Annotated in this window: 14 protein-coding genes; 3 read left to right on the top strand and 11 right to left on the bottom strand. The window is 50.5% G+C overall.

The features are described from left to right. A partial coding sequence (locus NC979_RS24310; protein WP_206755272.1) for a hypothetical protein occupies positions 1–337 on the top strand: 337 nt, incomplete at its 5' end. Between the two features lie 129 nt (positions 338–466). Here NC979_RS24310 and NC979_RS24305 read toward each other — a convergent pair. The 10 genes from NC979_RS24305 to NC979_RS24260 form a co-directional block, all read right to left on the bottom strand. After that, positions 467–2,980: an ATP-binding protein gene (locus tag NC979_RS24305; RefSeq protein WP_190522556.1), complete on the bottom strand. Its 2,514-nt coding sequence runs from the start codon at positions 2,978–2,980 to the stop codon at positions 467–469. Between the two features lie 32 nt (positions 2,981–3,012). Then, positions 3,013–3,525 carry a hypothetical protein gene (locus NC979_RS24300; RefSeq protein ID WP_190522554.1) on the bottom strand — a complete coding sequence of 171 codons (513 nt, stop codon included), beginning with the start codon at positions 3,523–3,525 and terminating at the stop codon, positions 3,013–3,015. Positions 3,526–4,531: 1,006 nt separating this feature from the next. Beyond that, positions 4,532–4,753, bottom strand: a complete 222-nt coding sequence (locus NC979_RS24295) for a hypothetical protein (RefSeq protein ID WP_190522553.1) — start codon at positions 4,751–4,753, stop codon at positions 4,532–4,534. A 12-nt stretch (positions 4,754–4,765) separates the two neighbouring features. Then, positions 4,766–5,437, bottom strand: a complete 672-nt coding sequence (locus tag NC979_RS24290; protein ID WP_347403970.1) for a C40 family peptidase — start codon at positions 5,435–5,437, stop codon at positions 4,766–4,768. Positions 5,438–5,796: 359 nt separating this feature from the next. After that, positions 5,797–6,378 carry a phosphatase PAP2 family protein gene (locus NC979_RS24285; protein ID WP_190522551.1) on the bottom strand — a complete coding sequence of 194 codons (582 nt, stop codon included), beginning with the start codon at positions 6,376–6,378 and terminating at the stop codon, positions 5,797–5,799. Between the two features lie 209 nt (positions 6,379–6,587). Beyond that, the gene (locus tag NC979_RS24280) at positions 6,588–6,917 is read right to left on the bottom strand and encodes a hypothetical protein (protein WP_190522549.1); all 330 of its coding nucleotides are present in this window, start codon (positions 6,915–6,917) and stop codon (positions 6,588–6,590) included. Positions 6,918–8,265: 1,348 nt separating this feature from the next. Next, the gene (locus NC979_RS24275) at positions 8,266–12,354 is read right to left on the bottom strand and encodes an alpha/beta fold hydrolase (protein WP_199308981.1); all 4,089 of its coding nucleotides are present in this window, start codon (positions 12,352–12,354) and stop codon (positions 8,266–8,268) included. A 250-nt stretch (positions 12,355–12,604) separates the two neighbouring features. Further along, positions 12,605–12,832, bottom strand: coding sequence for a hypothetical protein (locus NC979_RS24270; protein WP_190522547.1), 228 nt, complete (start codon positions 12,830–12,832; stop codon positions 12,605–12,607). A gap of 42 nt (positions 12,833–12,874) precedes the next feature. Beyond that, positions 12,875–13,663, bottom strand: a complete 789-nt coding sequence (locus NC979_RS24265; protein WP_190522545.1) for a tetratricopeptide repeat protein — start codon at positions 13,661–13,663, stop codon at positions 12,875–12,877. 155 nt (positions 13,664–13,818) lie between these two features. Beyond that, complete coding sequence (locus tag NC979_RS24260; RefSeq protein WP_190522543.1) at positions 13,819–14,061, bottom strand: NfeD family protein; 243 nt, start codon at positions 14,059–14,061, stop codon at positions 13,819–13,821. Positions 14,062–14,499: 438 nt separating this feature from the next. Here NC979_RS24260 and NC979_RS24255 point away from each other — a divergent pair, with 438 nt between their 5' ends. Next, positions 14,500–15,825, top strand: coding sequence for an AAA family ATPase (locus tag NC979_RS24255; RefSeq protein WP_190522541.1), 1,326 nt, complete (start codon positions 14,500–14,502; stop codon positions 15,823–15,825). A 2-nt stretch (positions 15,826–15,827) separates the two neighbouring features. Further along, a complete protein-coding gene (locus tag NC979_RS24250) occupies positions 15,828–16,883 on the top strand; it encodes a serine/threonine-protein kinase (protein ID WP_190522539.1) in 1,056 nt (351 codons plus the stop codon). 8 nt (positions 16,884–16,891) lie between these two features. Here NC979_RS24250 and NC979_RS24245 read toward each other — a convergent pair whose 3' ends face one another. After that, a complete protein-coding gene (locus NC979_RS24245) occupies positions 16,892–18,190 on the bottom strand; it encodes an ABC transporter substrate-binding protein (RefSeq protein WP_190522537.1) in 1,299 nt (432 codons plus the stop codon). Between the last annotated feature and the right edge of the window lie 388 nt (positions 18,191–18,578).

The following is an 18,578-nucleotide window of genomic DNA, read 5'->3' as shown; positions in this document are numbered from 1 at the left end:
CCAGAACAGGTCTGCTCCTAGCGTGTTGGTCCCGGCATACATCGCCCAATCAGCAGAGTACATAGCAACATCCACTCGACCAGGCTATGGTGCCCAAAACAAAACCCCCACGGGCCGGTGCCGGTGGGGGTTTATTGCATCTAGATATGGCACGCGCCCGCTGTCGGCCTATGGTGCCCTGGGCGGTGAGAGCGGTAGCAGGGGTAAGCTATTTGGCGTAAATGGAATTTCACATCTGCCCCTGGCGATGGAATTTCACATCTGCCCCTGGCGATCGCTAGGGGCTTTGTTTTGCTCTGCCCTCAATCGAAAGTTAGGGGATGAGCAACCCGACTAGTACTCAAGGGCGTAAATATCCCAATCGGTTAGCTCATGGACAGGCTGCTCAGCCTAAAGTTCAACGGTCTAGATAGTGATGTCAATTGTGCCGTCGAGTACTAGTGCCAAGATCAGACCCAAAATTCAATTAATCAGATTGCCCACTTCCTGTAGATTGAGTGGCTGCATCATGGATCGCATTAGCGACTGCTTCAGAATCGTCCTCAATGATATCCTCAGTAGCCGGATTGAGGTCAATTTCAGAATTTAGGGAAAGCGCTTTTTGATAACGGGAGATGGCCTGCTTGAGCTTGCCTTCTCGAGCCAGGTTCTCAGCCTCTCTCACCACACTCACAGCTGAAAACTTCAAAGCAACGGTTTTTGGGTCTTGCTCCAAAATCTCAGTTGAAGGGTCAATATCTACCGTTTGACCCGCATCACGATCCAGCTTAAGGACTCTGCGTAACAATGCAGTCGCTGCTTGAACATTGCCTGTTTCAGCGTGTTGTCTAGCTTCCTCAATCAGGGTGGAGTGCACCGGCAACTGAGGACAGGTCAGGCTGTAGTTGGTCAAATCGGTCTGAACATAGTTTGTCCATTCTGCGGCTGTCAGATTTCGGCTCAATCTCAGACAGACTTGCTCGGCCAAGTCACGGGACCCTAGCCAATGTATTCGCGCCGTCTTGTCACTACTCGCGGTGGCCACCCGCGTGCCATCGGCGCTAAAGTTCACCGCCAAGACCTCGGCATCGTGGTTGAAGGTGGCGAGGGATAGTGAGGTGTTCAGCGCACGACGCAAGGCTTGATTCACATCTCCAGATTCTTTTTGCCACGTCTTATGGGGGGCAAGGGATTTGACCGATAGGAGGGCACCGGCTTCATTTTGTGTCGCACTGGTTGCATTGAGTAATTGTTCTGCCTGAGCGGCTAGCTGACGGGCCAGGGCTCGCTGCCCAGATTGATGAGCCTGGATGCCAAACCACGTCATACCCGCCGCTAAGACGGCTAATGCGCTGACGGCTCCCCCCAGGAGAATCTTTTGCCGAGTCTCTCGCCCAACCGCTGCCTGAAAGAACTCAAGCTGTAGGGCTATCATCTGGTGGCGTAACCGTTTGTGGTAGTCGCGCAGTAAATCGAGATCTGGGCGCTGCCACAACAAACCTGCGGGTCGTCTCTGGTCTTGCCAATACTGGGCAGCCGCCTCCAGGCGTCGCTCAAAACGAATGTCATCCCGGCTGCTATCGAGCCAATCGTTCAATTGTTGCCAATGCCTAAATAGGGCTTCATGGCTAACTTCGGCGATTTCTTGATTGGCTTGACTCGAAAGCGTGATCAGTCTTGCCCCTGGGGAGGAAAAGCGATCGAGCACTTGTTGCCATGTTTCTGGCCTGTCCTGGCTGGCCATCAGGTTCTCTATGGCAGCTCGCCGTCGCGTATCGCGAGTGCCTTCGCCCAGCTGCACCAGCCCGATAAAGATTCGTCGGGCAATGTCTTTTTCGGCCTCAGGCAGCTTGTCGTAGATTTCCTGAGCCTTCCCTGCCAGGGCACCGCCCACGCCACCCATTTGCCGATAGGTTTCTGCCGGGGGGGTACCCTCACCCAGCCCTTCCCAAATCCGCGTCAGGGCAAATTGCAGCAGCGGCAGTGCTCCTTCTCGCCCTTCAGTATCCTTCACTAATAGATCGACTATCGCTTCATCCAGAGGATGTCCGGCCTGCTTGGCTGGCTCGGCAATGGCGCGACGCAGCTCGGCTTCCGTCATCGCAGGCACAATCACGCTCTGGTCTGAGCCAATCACCTGATTGAGCACAGGGTGACGCTGGGTTTCTCCTAAAAAGTCACTACGTAGGGTGATAATCACCGACACGTTGCCAGTGGGGTCACTAGCAGCACAGAGCAGATTTTCAACAAACACTTGGCGTTCATCTGTGTCTTTGCAAAGCGAGTAAATTTCCTCGAATTGGTCTACCAGAACTACCAGCGGGGAGTCTTTGATCTGGGGCATCAGATCGGCAATCCGTCGCATACCGTCATAAAGTCCGGCGGCAGTTGGTAGATTTAGTTCAGTGGTAAACTCTCGTGTTTTGGTGACCGGCATCGGGTCTTGGGTAGCAACTTTCGCCAGTACCCCCGCCAGGGCTTCCACCGGATGAGTGCCCGGTACCAACACCGCCACCCGCATCCCTTCTTTGCCAGGCAGGGGCCTTCTCGCCAGTTCCGGAATAAACCCAGCCCGCGCCAGGGATGACTTCCCACAGCCTGATGGCCCTAAAATTGGCAAGAAGCGTGGTACGGTATCAGCCCGGCCCGATTGCTCGACTAAATCCCAAAACCGTTGCCAGAGCCGATTCACTTGCCCTTCTCGGCCAAAGTAGCGATCCGCATCGTTCTCGTTAAAGGCCGCGAGCCCTTTATAGGGATTAGGGCCAATGGACACAGCGGTATCAGCTCGACTCGAATCAGGCCGCTGCTCAGTTGTCTGGTGAATGACGTAGATGGTATTGCCATCACCGGAGACAATGGCGCTACCAACAGCGCTTTCTTCAATGCGGATGTTGCTTTCCTGACGGATATCAGCCTTGATATCGCGCCCTGCGTTGACATTCTCAAAGGCCTTTTGAGCAGGTTTAGTCGACGAATGGGGCAAGTCTGATTCTGCCATCACAACCTTGCGAGACGTTTTGGAGCTCTCCTCTAGGCCTTTTGGTTGGCATTGCTTATATCAATATCTCCTTCAAAGTCCACATCGACTAGTATTTCCTGACTTGCCCTTGTAGCGGATGCGTCGGCTGTCTGACTCAGATCGGTCGCTTTGAGGGATTTCCCTTTGATGCCTTTTAACAACACCTGCTGCACCACCTTTTCCTGAAAAGCCGCAGGCAGCTGAGGGCGCACCTCAGCGTCCAACCCATCAATTAAGGCTGCGATGTCAGGGTCTGCTATAGCTAAGGCTTCCACCTTCTCGGTTAAGACGGGCAAACCAAAGACCTCGGGCTGACTGTCTATTAACACTAGGGCACTTTCAGCCGCCTCCAGTACAGCCACTGTTTCAGGAGACTTGGCCTTCATCAAGCCTTTTAGCTTGGTCACCTGCTCCCAAACTTTGTCTCCCAGGTCAGGAATCTTTTCGCCTAGGGATTCTCCCAATTTCTCAACCATTTTGGTGATCAGCAAAGTCGCCAGGGCCGCCGCAGTTAGAGGTTCCATAACAGATGAGAAGAAGGTTTCTCCCCAGATTATGGCACCGGTTCCTAAGCCGGAGAGAGCTAATTTAGTAGATGAAAACTCTTGCAACACTTTGAGAGAGTGTTTGAAAAGTCCTCTGGAGTAACTTGAACTACCTTAACTACTGAGGAACTTCTACGAAGGAATGAGGGTTTTAAGGAACGATGTGATCTGTACAGGTGGCTTTTGATCCTCAATCCGACCCCTTTAAAGCATCCTCTTAGAAGCAGTTTCTCCCCTTTATCTTGCCACTGTAGGCGGCAGCCTTGGTAATTGATCTAGTCCCAAATACAGGCATACCGAAAAGGACGGCGCGGGAGCTGCGAACACCCATTAGCGATGATTCTATACGCATCCTCTGCCAGTTCTGCTTCGTTCTCGTAGCACCGCACATCATCGACGGCAAATTCGACGCAGATTTGGGCATCTTCCCAGCCTTCAGCTAAGTCGATGGTTTGACCATGTTAGGTAACCATCACGCTGTGGTCGTCTTCGGCCTGCTCTAGCTTAGGGCTGTTTCATCTACTAGAGCAGAGTCGGTAGAGGTGGCGGGTCAGCATCAGCATGACCAGCGGCAATACTATCCATCGTTTGAGAATCATCAAAATCACTCTGGAAGTAGTGGTGTCAGCAGGGACAGGTTTAAGGTTGCGCCCGCTGTCAATCAGTAGTTTTCTAAAATCAATGATTTATGCAAAGAGAGTTAGTGGGCAGTGCCCGTCCTACGGTAAATTCAGGATTGGCGATTGCGAAAAGCTTATTTAAACGTTACTTGAGTTAAAGTACGGTCGCAGCTCGCTACCTGGAGCGAACCGCCTCAGATTAAACTATTACAGGGGAGGATATCATTATTAGGCCGTCTCGAATTATGCCTAAAGTTGGGTTTCAAAGGCTCTCCAACACTGAAGAGCCTTTAAGCTATTTGAAGTCAAATGAAGACATTATGAGCCATAGATCAAAAAGATGAGGGTCATGAAAGGCTATCAAGCTACTCTTCGAAAGTAACCCCTTCCAAGGCTGCTTCAATATTAAAAGGCGGTGTCTCAGGGTTTTCCTCAGGCTCATCACCTGTGTCTTCAAAATCACCAGAAATTGCAAACGGAACACCGTCGATTTCATCAGGTAGAGAAGGATCAACCTCTTCCACCTCTGCAAAAGCTTGCTCCAGTTCTAATTCTGTCAGCTCTTCAACAAAAACTTCGTCATTCATGATGCTATTCTTCTAATATTTTAGTCCGGGAACCAAACCTGCAAAATTGAAGAGAATGCCGGTTTTAAACACACCGACCCCGCTGCGGGTTGATCGCGCTTCAGCTGTTCGACCGTCACCCAGGGAAATCGCCACATGGTGTATACCGCTAGGCTTACCATTGCTAGAGACAAACAGTAACGCCCCTGGGGTTTTCATCGCTTGCTGAACGCTGATTTTGCGAGTAGCAGCATATTGAAAGCGAGAACCATCAACCCAGGAATTCTTGAGCAGAGATGAAACACAAATCTGTACCAATTCGGAGCAATCAGTTCGACTAACTAGATCGGGCCAATACAGGGTATTTTCAGCACCAAACTTATAGGTCGGCTTTTTGCCTCCTCGGTAGCCTCCTGTGACTACTTTGTATGCGATCGCCGCGATCGCCTTGCCCGTTTTTTTGGTAGAGGGTGTTCCAAGAGATGGTGAAGAACCTACCTTTGACAAAACTGCCCAAGTTTTAGGGCCTACAACGCCATCGGCCTTGAGACTAGACCGAGATTGAAACGATTTCACTGCTCGCTCGCTTTTCAACCCAAAAACTCCGTCTACTTTCAAACGGCTGCCCTTTCGGTTCAGCCAAGCTTGGACATTTTTAACCGTTGGCGGAGCTTGAGGATCCTTTGAATTTCTAGTTCGCGATATGTTGAGAGGTATAGCATTCTCCTTGCTATTAAGTAATTAGACTAGAGGCTGTTAAAAACCTCTATTAGTAAATAGTTCTCGTGGCCCCTAGGTTTATGCACGTTAGGCCCTAGTTTCAGTACGGGGACAAAAGTCGTAGCGCCTGAGCAAATTCAGTAGTCCGGAGGGAGAGATCGCAGAAGGTGGCCTAATAGCTAAGGAATCTCCGTCATTCCAGCTATTCTCCAGCGAGAGTAACAAAAGAGAGAGCAGTTATGTTTTCAAGATTCAATTGTTATTTATATAACTTTCCCTCCCCTTTAACTTTTTAAGCAGAAGGGCTAACGAGGAGAGAAAGTTATTGAGCTTGTAGAAACTCTTTAGAGGTTCTGAATAACTTCAGGCTGTGTTGGGCAATCTACACCGCTACAGAAGTTATTATCAGCTTGTCCGCTGTTGCTATCAAACTGTTTAGCTGCTGCCTCTGATTCGTCCCGCGCTGGTACATCTGGATTTGGCTCTGGGCAAACCACGATCCCGGACTTATTAAGCTGCCTTATTACCAGTTCTCCTACGGTTCTGCCTACAAGCTGACCAAAATCGTGATCACTACGCCAGTGAACCCCACCCCATATGCGGGCTTCACCAATGTTGTCAGCAAGCTTATCAAAATCCTCCTTGAACTCCGGCAGGAAGCAGCCAAGTACATAACTTGCCGCTGCCGAATAGGTGCTATGCCCAGGCGGGTAAGCAGGATGGCGGGGAGTTCCTGTCGAAGGTTGCGGCTCTGATCGTTTCGCTCCTCTTGTGAGACTGCCATCTTTGGTCTCATCACTACTAATGAAATCGTAGACAATCTCTAAGCTTGGGTCAGCTTCAGCAGGACGGCGACGAAACGCAACCCGGTCAAGCTGTGTGCCATCTGCTTCTACTGCTACCCACTTGTAGTGCCATGCAGCCATAAGAGCACTATGGATCGCCACATCAAGCGTAGCCCAGATGAGAGCATGACGAGGAGGTGATAGCCTTAAGCCTAAGCTAGACTCAGGTTCTGGAGCAAGAATGAAGTTCAAGATATGGCGATGCCATATTCCAGGGGTCTCTGATTGAAACAGGTATGCCAACTCAAGCCCGTTACGAATAATAGGACTGTTAGTATCTGTGCGTTGACTTAGAACAGCCCCGGCAGGTGGAGGAGATACAAAAGACGATTCGTTAAGAAAGCGCTTAGAGAGTTCTGGTTAAGAGCATTAGCGTCTTCAGCGTTTGCGGTAAACTGACGAATTTCTTCAAGCTCTTTTTGTTCTTCTGGTGAACCAATTTCAGGGTATGAGTCAGTTTTGCCTTGAAGTCGTTTCGTAACTCTTTCGTAAGAAACAACAGTTGGAGTAGGACAGCGGAACCAAGCACTTGCACCAGGCTCCACTTGTGGAAGATTTTCTGTTCCCGGCAAACTGTATTGGGTAGATGAGCTTTCTGGAGCACCTGCACTATCGGTCATGGGTGTTATTCCTATAAGCCTGAGAAAGCCCCTTCATTCTATTTGAAGGATTACTATTCCTCGAAAAATACTTTTAAATTCATAAATTCTTGTAAAAACCACTCATTAACCAGATGGAAATGCCCCATGAGTGTTATTTTTGCTACGTTGACAATCAGAGTAGCGTCTCAGCTTTACTGATTTACTTCTACTCTGGTTGCTACTTTTATACAGATTGCTCTTTAAGTACTGATAAAAATTTATCAGCAAGGTATCTAATCCCTCTTTAATTACTTCGGAAGGGGAATGAAAATTATGTTGTTTAATCTCATTTTTTATCAATTTACCCGAACCATTCGGAACGAATCTCCGTCATTTCAGCTATTCTCCAGCGAGAGTAACAAAAGAGAGATAACTTCCCTCTAACGCCTGGAGCTGATACGGCAGCGAGATTAGCTCATCGTCATTGAGCTAATCCCGGCGCTTGCCGTTGAACTACTCAGCAATGAACTGCCCCAACTGCGCAGCCATCCACCCAGGCACTGCATCTACTGCCGATGACCTTCTGCCGAGTTATCTAAAAGGCCAAGGCTCTCTAAGTCGGGAGGCTGTGGAGAACCAGGTTCACCCCCCGCCTCCTCTACATGGAGGTAAAGGTTCAAAATCCGAGCCAGCCCCACCCTACAGGAGCGCCCACCATAAACTCCCCGGGCGGTATGAGCATCAGCGTTAAGAAGACTCCTTCACCCAAGTCTTCGGTATAGCCTCATCGGTGCATTTGTATCGGTAGAGGGTGAGGTCGCCATGCTGTTGCTGTGGAGCTAGCCGTATTGTTAGTGATTATGGTTCAGCACCTTAGCAGGTGCTGAGCGGTTAGTTGCCCCGCGCCACAAAGCAGCATCACAGCATGTCTTGGTAGCTCTTTCGTGAGTACAGGCGTGGGGTAAGCTAGATTGGCTAATTGCAAGCGCAGGCAACTACTCAACCCATAAGTCTTCAGCAGGTTAAGTCCCTTGAGCGCTCGGCTTATCAATAGTCACCTCAACTACCTCCCAGCAGTATCATTCTGCCCATCCAAAATCGATATTTCAGTCAATAGGTTGATTGCAGGCGGTTGGCAATAACCTTTGCAACTTAGCAGACAACCCATGCTCCGTTCCGGTTCAGCGATTTGTTATGCTGCGATCGCACTTTCAAAACTAGCAATTTGTGATTTACACCTATGCACGTTTAAAACACATGCTGAATTTCTCCAGTTCACTTTGAGTAATGGCGATCGCATTGCACAATCCTTGGTAGCCTGTCGTTTTTCAACCTGATCTACGAAAATAGCAATCGTATAGGTGCAAGGTAAACAATGACTACCCTATCAAGTCCAAGCTGATTCTTCTGTGCCCGAATCATCAACAACCCGCACCATTTTCTGAATCTCGCCTGCTGCGTCCGCAGAGATTCTGCCTTCGTGATGATTCAAATCAAACGCTCCTTTCACTCCATCAGGCAACCAGCTATTAAATACAGTTTGCTTGTTACCATTGTCGCTATACCAGTTGTCCAGGTGATAGGGCAGCGTCAGATCAGGCACTGTTAGATAATCATGTTCCAATGCATCAATGAATGCATCAACCACATAAGTGTGAGCACTGCTTGCCTCTCCCTCCGGAAAATCAACAACAAAAGAGTTATCGGCTGTAGCAGCTTGATCGCTATCACCAGCGAAGCCGCCAATGCCCTGATCTTCAACAAGCGTATCCGCGTCTCCGACTCGCTCAACTGTCAGCGGAGCATTTTTAGCAACAAAAGATAGCGAATTATCTGCTACATTGCGAAAGACTCTAGGTAAATTTTGTTCCGATGTTCTACCGTCAACATCGTATCCTCCAAGCACCATGTTATTCGCTGGAAATGCCGGATCAAGCGCAACCAAATTTTTGACTTTGTCATCGTCAAACTGTGCAGCAAGTTCGGCACTGACATAAGTGCCTAAACTGTGTCCAACCAGCGTTAGTTGATTAGGATCAAAACCGAGTTGGTGCAGTTTATTGTATGCCCATTCACCAACCGGAGCAATCCATTCTGCGGTGTTATAAGGCGGAAGAATTTCAGGAACATCCCAATCTGTTAAAGGAACACTTGGCACATCGTCTAATCCTGCTTGGGCAATACTACCCCAATCTAGAGTTAATACCTGAACCCCCTGACGACTCGCTTCCCTAGCTATTTCTTGGATGTTCTCATCCTGCCCACTCCCTTTCCAACCATGAACGACAACAACTGTTTCCTGGTTTGGATCAATTGCTTGAAGGCTTCCATCCTCGCTATAGCGCTTTAAGGTTACTAGCTTAGAGTCACCATTAAGAGTAACGTTTCCATCAAAGAATGAGGGACTGGTCGGAGTTGATGTTGCTGGATTAGAGTTGGCAGGCTCAGTAGGTGTGTTGAATACATCCCCTATACCAGGAATTAGAGACAAGCCTTCAGTCTGACTTAATGAAGCGGCTTTACGGGCAGCTTCTTGTGTGTTAGGTCCAACAATGCCGTCTGCTGCAAGATTCTGAGATCTTTGAAACTCACGGATTGCCGCATCGGTTTTTGCGCCGAATGCACCATCAACCTGAATTCCATAGCCCTGCTTATTCAAAAGTTCTTGCCATGTTCTCACGTGATCGCCCCGCATGGGTGAGCCTGCTTCATACTTCAGCAATTCCCCTGTGGAGGATAAATCTGAAGCCAGCGCAAGCCCTGGATTTGAGGATTTTTCAGTCAATGGCATGACGCTAGCGGTGCTAGGTGACAGTTGCTTATCTGGAAATACATTCAGAAAACCGACAACGCGCATCTCTCCTGAACCGTTTAGGTCACGCTGCCGACGAAAAACACCAATTCCTTCACGAGTTACACCAGAACCATCATTCGTATTGCCTTCGACGGTGATAAAAGTGCCATCAGCATTGACTGACTCAACAATGCCCACATGACCACTCGATGAGTTTCCATGCTGCCAAATTACAAGACTACCGGGTTTTGGAGTAGAGCTTCTCAGGTTGTCGGGAGAGTTTTTCCAAACCGTAAGGCAGTGCTCAGACTGTACGATTGGTGAATCTGCTTGAGCTGCCTTTTCAACTGCTTTGATGCAATATTGTGCAAAGCTCATGCACCATGCTTCATTTTGAGCTACCCCATCTACAGCCCGCTGGAACGCCTCGACTTGTGCTCCACTGTTGTATCCTTGCTCTCGCACCCCAATGTAAGATTGAGCCACACCGATTAGGGACTGAGCAGCGTTGTTTGCAGAAGTACTGGATAGTGCAGGGATAAAGGAAGATTCTGGAGAAAATGAGCCTGTGACGTTGGTTGTGTCAAAAGTCGCTGCCCAGGTTTGTGATCCCACAATTCCATCAACATCGAGTCCTTTCTCCTGTTGAAATTGACTGGCAACTGCTGCGCTCTGTGGCCCATAGAAACCATCTACCGCAATGTTCCAACCTCGATCGCTCATGCGCTGTTGCCATTGCTTTACCTGCTCGTCATACTGCAACGGTCCTCCAGGCTCATACTTCAGCAGATGATCTAGGGATGCTGATCCAGACGAAGGTGAGTTCGTGACATTGTTGGTGTCGAAGGTTGCTGCCCAGGTATCTGGACCGACAATTCCATCTACAGCCAGTCCCTTTTCTTGCTGAAACTGACGGGCGATTTGGGCACTTTGTGAACCGTAAAGGCCATCAACAGTAATGTTCCAACCTCGATCGCTCATGCGCTGCTGCCACTGTTTCACGTGTTCGTCGTACTGCAACGGCCCTCCAGGCTCATACTTCAGCAGGTGATCTAGGGATGATGATCCAAACGAAGGTGAGTTCGCAACGTTAGAAGCGGATTCAGGTTGAATTCCGTCACCCTCTAGTAGTCTATTCGGTCGTTCACTGGGGATGACACCATTCGATTTCTGCCCAATTAAGCTGTCACGTTCAAAGATGGCGTTATGCAAGACTTGACCAGCTTGATCCCTCTCAATAGTATTTTGAAGTTGGGAATTTGAAAGTAGCTGGGGTTGAGAAGTGAGGTCTTCAGCCAAATCGATCGCGGCTGAGGTATTTAACTGACCATAGCCCGTCTCAGAATCCCGTCCTGGCTTCTGTAAATCGATCGCGGTTGACTCCAGTGATTGGACGACTTGGCGATAGTCCAACTGTGGGTTTGCATCCCAAATTTTGGCGATCGCTCCTGTCACCCTAGCCGCTGCTAGAGATGTCCCCATTGCTTCTCTTCCCTGACCAGAGGCAACAAAGTCTAACCCTGCTCCATAGCTAGAATATGCCGCTCGTTGTCCTCCCTCAGCGGCCCCTACGGCAATCACATTGTCGAACTCATGAGATGCCTGCCCTAAAGCAGACATGGCTTCACCCTGATTGCCTGCCGAAGCAACAACTAGCACCCTATTTGCTTGGGCGTACTGCAAAGCCTCTCTTTCCTCAGCAGTCAACTCATAGCGAGTTGAGACACTGCCATCCGGGTTAATTTGAGTCAAATCAAAGCTGAGATTGACGATCGCACCAGAACGTCCACTAGACTTCGACTGATCGACAAACTGGATCAGCGATTCCGCCCATCGCCCTGTTCCGACGCTATCATCCAGCCAATCTGGGAAGCGTTGACTCGATTGCTGGATAGTGTCTACCACTGTTGCACCGTGGTCTTGAGACTCAAAGCCGACGTCAATTACACCAACAAAAGGTGAGCTGAAACTGCCTCGATTCGCTAGGTTTGTATCAACTTTTGCGTCGACAGATTGATCAACATACGTAGAGTCAAAAACTTTATCGCCCCAAGCTTCAGTTGCAGATTGAGAGATCTCAACAAAATTCTTAGCCTTCTCTGCAACAGTGCGCCCTAAGTAAGTCGTAATATCAACTGCTTCTTTTACGTCTGGGTCAGCAGAGAGGTCACCAATCTTTTTCTTAAGGAAGCCTATTGCCTGACTGACGCGGTTGTTTAAAGTGTTATGCAACTCGTTATCGGATGCATTCCAATTCTTCTGAGCGATATCAATGGAATCGTGAACGGCTTCAGCGATCTGCGTTACAGCATCACCAACAACTTTCTTAATAACTGGTGCACTCGATTCAACTACCTGATCGACGGCATCGAGTGCTCTGCCTGCAAGATGTACTGTGTAGTCAATCGGCGCAATACCACTCTCAAACTCATCGCCATAAACACCACCGAACGTACTTCTGTTTGACGATAAGCCCGTCAGCGGATCAAGTTGAGCGAATGTGCCATCACTAGTATTGTCCGGATGCAGCAGTGGATGATGCGGGCTGTCAAGGGCAGTGGCTGACGGGTGCAGCGGTTGGCTGAATATATCCCGACTGAAATTAAGAGAACTGCCTGGTAAACCGGATGCAGCATCTAGAGCAGTATTCACCTCAGCGGGGTTCACGTCAAAATTAGACATAAGGAGACATCCTGAGGGATAAAGTGCGTTTACCAAAGCAATCAGATCAACTCGTGAGAGTCAGACAGCCGTAGCCTGATAACGGTCATGTTTGAAAGCTAATAAGCGAATATCATCACTAGCCTGAGCGACTTGTTAGGGCGTTTGAGCCGATGGAAATCAGCGTGGGCTGGCGATTAAACCATTGCCAGTGGTTAGCAACAGGGGCAAAAGTGAGAGTTTGTACAAGGTGTGCATAGGATAAACCTGGTCAACTTCTTGTGTAGGAGGTAAGGGTTAACCCAGCCAATTCAGCTAATAAATGTTCTATTTCGGCCAGGAGGTCGGTTTGATTTTGAGCTTTGGCTAGTTCTCTGGCAGTTTCTAGAGTGTCAACCGCCGCTTCTCGTTTACCTTGCTGGAGTAACGTGAACGCCTTGCTCCAATGTAAAAAGGCATTGTCAGGGTCAAGATGTTGGGCTTCCTCGTGGTTAATCATGGCCTCGTCGTAGCGCTCTAGTTGAGCCAGTACCCAACCCAATTAGGTATAGGCCTTGGGGAAGAAAGAATTGATTGCAATGGCCTCTTCAAATTCGGCGATCGCGGCCTCATAGTTTTTCTGCTGATACAGCAACAGTCCCAGGTTGTAGTGCACCCCAGCCATGTCGGGGGATGGCTCCAGCGCCCGCTCGAATCGATCTTTAGCGGCGTCCAACTTACTCTGGTTAAGTAGAGCGACGCCCCATGAGTTGTGGGCACCTGCCTGAGTTGGGTCAAGCTCTAGCGCCTTTTGGCCGGCGGCGATCGCTGCCTCGTACTGACCCTGTTGTGCCAGGGCAAAGCCTAAAACCGTGTAGGCGTTAGCATCGGTAAGGAATTGTTCAATGGCAATGCGGGCGCGCTGAATCGCTTCTTCGTATCGGCCTTGCTCTGCGATCGCGTTACTCAAGGCGCTGTGGGCTCCCTCTAACTCAGCATCTAAGGCAATGGCCTGTTTAAGGACTTCCTCGGCTTTTAGAAATTGACCCTGTTCCGACAATGCTTGGCCTAGCCAAAAGTGTCCCTGAGCTCGATTGGGGTTGGCTTCAGTTGCGTCTCGAAAAGCCAACTCCGCGCGATCGTATTCCTGCTGTGTGAAGTACTCCTGCCCAATATTGAGGTGTTTGTAATAGGGCAAGATTTCGCGAATCGAATGGGGAAGCGAGACGTCAGCAGAATACTGACGATAAATGCGTCCTCCGGTCCAGGTCCCGAGCACGATGACCAGCAGCCAGATCAATAGGGTAGTTCGATCTTTGGGGGAGGGCGGTTTGCAACGGGTGAACACCATGGACTTACTCCGGGTTTTGTTCAGGTGGGCTCATCAGTATTTAGGGAAAACAAACTCAAATTTATGCAGATAAAATCTGAAAGGCTTGTCTGGAAAAGGTTCTAACCGTTTATATCCTGTTAGGAAACCAGTACCCCTGAGGACAGCTAGTGACGTTAGGAAACGATGGGTTGCACAAGCAGTGTGTTGCCTCGCCGACCGAGGACAGTAACCTCCGTGCCGGGCGGTAGCGATCGCGCATCGGCACAAATCCCAAACCAGTAAGTCGACTGGTAGCGCACTCGTCCCCGTCGATTCGGGTTGATAGCCTGCTCGACATAGCCTTTTGTTTGCGCCAACAAGCCAGGATAGAAGGGATTGAGGGGTTGCACCTTCTGAAAGCTTTTAAGGTTAAACATTCCGAATCTTTCTCCTGTGAATCGAATCAGGAATTTATAGATGTCATGCAGTTCACTTTTCAAATTGCTCGAACTGTCTGACTTTACAGGTTTTCAAGAGGTTTTGGCAAAGCGATGGCATCAACAGACCGTTGATTACCCCCCCGCCACCACCGTAGTAGCGGTTCTGTGAGCCTGATGTGGAAGTTGACTGGGCTTCCAGAAACTTTGCAATGCTCTCCATATGAGTTTGGTGGTAATGACAGTTAAGGTGTCATTTCAGTTGTTTCACCTCAACTGCTTAAATCTTAGGCAAAACAAGGGTTATGCAGACTATAAGTTGCATTATGAATTGGGGTATGAATCGTGATTTAGCACTGCATTTTCGGGCTGCAATTTTCCTAGTGGCTGCTATGCTAAAAGGCACAAACGGTGAAAAAAACACTATTTCTCTAGCCCATGGCTGCTGAGCACGATCTCTTCCAGGAAGCGCAGACCCACTGGGACCTGGAAAAATTGTACGCTGATTTAGCGATTGCCAAACAAGAGATTGCCCCTCATAAGCAGCCGTCCTTAACAGCGGTAGAACGGGAACTCTTGCGGGGATTGCTTTGCCGCTACAGTCCAACCGAGATTGCGGGCCAGCGCTTTACTGCGCCTAAAACCGTTGAGGTCAGTCTGAGCAACACGCTCTACCGCTATGTCGAAGTATTGACCCAGCGTGACCTGAATACATTGGAAAGCTGGCGGAATGTAGGGGACTGGTTAGCCGCGGCAGGCTATGAGTCAGCGCGGTTAGAAATCAACTGGTCGCAGGTACCGCATGTGCCTGTATTTTATGGGCGGGAAGACGAACTGAAGACGCTACAAACCTGGACCACTGAGCCCCATGCCTGCCGCATGGTCATGGTCTTGGGGCAGAGCGGCATCGGTAAAACTAGCCTGCTGGTAAAACTGGCAGAGCAAATCCAGAACCAGTTTGAGTGCTTGATCTGGCAATCTTTGCGCCATGCGCCGCCGCTGGCAACGATGCTGCACCACTGGTTAACACAGTTTCCTAGTCTGCAAGGGGTGCCCGAAGGGGACTTACACAACCAGCTCTGTGGCCTGATGGAGTATCTGCGCACTCATCGATGCCTAATTGTGCTCGATAACCTGGACACAATTTTGCGCGAAGGGGACTTTGCCGGACATTACCGGGACGGCTACGAAAACTATGGGGAACTGCTGCGACGGCTCGGCGAAGAACAGCACCAGAGCTGTATTCTGATCACTAGCCGGGAGTCAACCAAGGAAATCGTCATGCTGGATGGGCCCAGTCGCCCAGTGCGCTCGCTCGAGCTGCCTGGCCTCGGACCTGCTGCTGCAGGCATTCTGCAAGAGGCGAATCTATCGGACGAAAAGCAGTGGGGGCAGTTAATCCGCATCTATCGCGGCAATCCCCTAGTGCTGAAGATTGTCGCCTCCAACATCCGCGACTTGTTTAGCGGCAGCGTCAGCAACTTTTTGAAGCAGCGGATTACCCTGATTACCAGCGACGTAAGCTTTTTGATTGAGCAGCAGTTCCAACGATTATCAGCGGCGGAGCAAGAGCTGCTCTATACCCTGGCAAGAATTCGGCACCCCGTTGATGTAGGGCGATTGCAGCAGGAACTCACGCCGAATATCTTGCAGCCGTTGGGCTCACTGGTACGGCGGTCGCTGGTCGAAAAAAGCGCGGCGGGCTTCACGCTGCGGCCCGTCGTGATGGAGTACGTGCGCGAGCGCATGTCCCGTGAGGCGTAGTCATGAGCTACTGCATCAACCCCAAATGCCCTCAACGGCAGCAGTCCGACGCGTCAACCAAGTGCGCGGCCTGTGGGACGGAGCTGGTAGTTTGTAATCGATATCGTCTACTGCGTCCCCTGCGAGAGTTAGATGACTGGCTCCCGACCGATATCTTCGAGGTGGCGGATCAGGACGGGCTAAAAGTTATGAAGGTACTCAAGCAGCCTAAATTGCAGCCCTTATTTGAGCGGGAAGCCCAAACTCTCCAACGGCTCGACAATCCCGGCATTCCTCGGATCGCGCCTGATGGCTACTTTACCGTCACAACATCTGAAGGCCAATCGCTGGCTTGCTTAGTGATGGAAAAAATTGCGGGGCTGACGCTGGAGCAGTGGTTGGCAAAGCATGGCCCCGTCGATCAAACCCTGGCGCAGGAGTGGCTACGGCAGGCTAGTAAAATTTTGGCCCTGATTCACCAAACGGAGCTGTTCCATCGGGATATTAAGCTCTCCAACTTGATGCTGCGACCCCAAGGACAACTGGCCCTGATTGACTTCGGTACCGTTCGCCAGATGTCAAATACCTACTTGGCGAAAATCGGTGGTCAGCGGGATATTACCAGCATCGTTTCCCCTGGCTACACCCCCCTGGAGCAGATCAACGGCAAAGCCGTACCTCAGTCGGACTTTTATGCCCTAGGGCGATCGCTGGTTCACCTCCTGACCGGACAACATCCGGTCGATTTGGAAACCGATGAAGCGACGGGTGCCCTAAACTGGCGCGAGTCTGCCCCTCACGTCGATCATTGGTTCGCCGAGTTGATCGACGACCTAATGGCCCCCTTTCCCGGACAGCGGCCGCTCAATGTCCAGGAGATTTTGCGACGGCTCGATGCCAAGCCCGTGAGACCCGGACAGAACACCGATCAACTCTGGATGCAATGGCTGATGGGACTCAACATTGCCCTGCTGCTCTTGCATGGGGTGCTGGGCTGGCGCTGGGTACAGCAGCAAGACGCGCGACCGTTCCTAGAAACGGGGCAGGCATGGGTAATGAAGCGAGTTTCCTCAACCTGACATCGCCTCTACGGAGCTGCCAACAATTCCCCCGTTTCCAGTGCCGCTGCCCGCATCGCGTCTTCGGCAGTGGCACCCCCTCCCAAGACCTTCGTGAGGTGGACCTGCAGAATTTTAGAGGCCTGATCGTATTGGGGAATTTGGGGACGAAAGACGGAATTACTCTCTAGTGCCTCCAGGACCTCAGGAAAGAAGGGATACTGAGCCACAATTTTGGGCTCAGTGTATAGGTCAGTACGGCTAGGCAGATGGGCCAAATCGAGGACAAACTGCTCCTGGGCAGCGGCACTGGTAAGAAATGCGATCGCCCGTCTCGCTTCCTTGGGATGAGCCGTATTTTGGGCAATGCCAAAGCCCCACCCACCGCGACAGCCTTGGGGAGCGCGACCAGCCGCCGCGACCACCGAAGCTAGATCCACCTGTCCCGCTAACAGCGAATCATCCTGATTTGCTCGTTTCCAGAAGTTGGGCCAGTTTCGTACGAATAGGCTTTGTCCTGCCAAAAACTGACTGAAGGACTCCGTTTCGCCGTAGCTGGTCACCAATTGAGGGGAGACGCCCTGACGAATTGTGTCCGCTAAAAAGGTGGCAGCGGCGATTGCCTCCTCCTGATCCAACCCTACGGTTCCTGTGCTCGGCTCAATCCAAAAGCCGCCATAGCCCGCTAATACTTCGACAAAATTTACCACCAGCCCCTCATAGCTGCGTCCCTGCCAGAGATAGCCCCACGAAACCAGATTCTGGGCCTGTGCTTGTTGGGATTGGGTCATCAATTCTTCAAATGTTTGGGCGGGTTCTATTCCCAGTTCGACCATGAGCGCCTTGTTGTAGAACAGCAGCCCCAAGTCGGCCTTAAACGGGAGCCGATACAGAGTGTCCTGATAGCGTCCTGCTGCCAGTTCACTCGGTAGAAATTTCGCTAATTCCTCTTCAGGTAACAAGTCCGACAAATCTTGCAGCCACCCTTTGCTGGCAAACCAGGGGAGCCATACCACATCCATATACACCAGGTCATACTGTGGGCTACCACTGCTGAGATCGGCGCTATAAATCGCTTTGGCTTGGTCAGTGTTGTAATCCCCCTGAACGAGTTCCAGGCGAATGTCGGGGTTTTGTTCATTAAAGTCGGCAACTAGCCGTTGCCAGGCTACCACTTCATCTAACGGCACCACAAACGACAGCGTCGTCGGGCTTAACGAGGGCCAACTCACCCACCAAACCGCCAGACCCAGGAATTGCACCAGGAGTAAACCGACCAGAAAGGCGATTGCTAACCGATTTGGAATTTTGAAAGGCGGAAGACGCATAAGTCGAGCTTGACCGTAACCAGTCTCGTCCAGAATAGGCGAAGCTGGCCTAGATTAGGCATAAATACATGCTGATTTAAGGGACAGCTCCCCAACGGTGGGGCTATTCTTGCAACGCAGCCTGACCTCTCTTTTGACGTCATATCAGGTGACGAAGAGACGTATTTTCCTACTTTCTTTGAAAGCAGCTAAAGCAGGGATTAGGGTTCAAGTTGAGGGTGCTGTTGAGGTGGATCGAGGCGGCTAATGCAGTAGTCGAGGCGGTTTTGGCAGGTGTTGGGGAAGAATTAGTATCAGGAGTAGCTGCCCCGCGCCGCAACCAGTCACAGCTGAATAGCATTGCCAACCATTATTGGAAGGCTAACAGGCTTTCACAGGTGGGTAGATG

The sequence above is a fragment of the Leptolyngbya subtilissima AS-A7 genome (assembly GCF_039962255.1).
GTDB lineage: Bacteria > Cyanobacteriota > Cyanobacteriia > Phormidesmidales > Phormidesmidaceae > Nodosilinea.
This window is presented reverse-complemented; position numbering and strand designations above follow the sequence as displayed.